The sequence below is a fragment of the Mesorhizobium sp. WSM4847 genome, from assembly GCF_055811335.1.
Map to the genome: position 1 here is coordinate 1 of NZ_JBVVPY010000091.1, position 1006 is coordinate 1006.

The 1006-nt window shown below is 59.5% G+C and carries 1 protein-coding gene and 1 pseudogene; one reads left to right on the top strand and one right to left on the bottom strand.

All coding sequences use genetic code 11. The features are described from left to right. Positions 1 to 609, bottom strand: a pseudogene (locus AC0L28_RS34640) (head morphogenesis protein); the annotation flags it as partial. A gap of 88 nt (positions 610 to 697) precedes the next feature. Between AC0L28_RS34640 and AC0L28_RS34645 the strand changes: the two are divergent. Further along, positions 698 to 949 (top strand): hypothetical protein, encoded by a 252-nt coding sequence (locus AC0L28_RS34645; protein ID WP_023803162.1) that lies wholly within the window; start codon positions 698 to 700, stop codon positions 947 to 949. Positions 950 to 1006: the final 57 nt, after the last annotated feature.

The window sequence follows — 1006 nt, forward strand, 5'->3', positions numbered from 1 at the left end:
GTTGGTAGGGATTGGTTTACCATCTCGGATCGCAGCTGTGATCGTGCGGTCGAAACGTTTGTCGCGTCGCTTCCGATTCAGATAGGCCCGCAACTGGTCGGGCTCGCCGGAAAGCAGTTCATCGCGGGCTCGGGCAACATAGTCGCTCTGAACTGTGGTGAGCCCGATCACCCTACCTCCTCCGCGGCCAGTCACCCTGTTGACGCGGCCTACTACCTCCAATGCGGCCCTCGTTGGATTGGCGCCACGGGCAAGGCCCTTAGAAAAAGCGGCACACATCGCAACTTGTTGATCAGCAACAATGTTGGTGACCAGTCGCGCCGAGTGCTCGCGCAACCAGGTCTCAGCCGTAAGATTGCGCGCATCCCAATGAAGAACGACCTGAAGGCCGCTCGGATCGAGCAGCGCCGGCATCTGTTCGACCGTGGCGACACCGCCGCCGTTGTAGGCCTGCCGATGGCTTCTTCCAGCGGCCGAAACGCGGCCTCGTCGAGGTTCATGGCTGCAATGGCGTCCTTGACGTCGGCGCTCCAAGCTCTCCACCACACGGCGCAGAACGATGTTGGAGCGGATGTCGTCGATCGCCTCGAAAAACGCGGTCCGCAGCATCGGCTCATAGGTCGAGACAAGCTGTTCGAAACGATCACGGGGGGATAGGCGTTTGAGCATTCGTTCCGGACCTTAAAAGGAGACTGGTATGGATGTCTTGGCCCATCATTCGACGGAGCTTGTGGTGCTTCGCATCGCACTCATGGCAATTGCATCAATGGTTGCTGAGCAATCGGATGACCCAGATCGGGCATTGGCTGACATGGAAGAGCGGGCACTGTCCACGTTCGATCATATGGAGATCGATTTTTCCGGTTTCGAAGGGGACATCGCTGTTGCCAAGTCTCACATGCGGTCGTCGCTGGCGTCGCTCTTTTCTGGGATATCGCTCCGCGGCTAACCCGCCACGAAAGCGATATACGCGACCGGCGTCCCGGCCGGCGGGATCGGCCGTAGG

What these genes read in the sequence shown, in the direction of transcription:
- AC0L28_RS34645 (WP_023803162.1), top strand. Translation starts at nt 698, where the DNA reads ATGGATGTCTTGGCCCATCATTCGACGGAGCTTGTGGTGCTTCGCATC.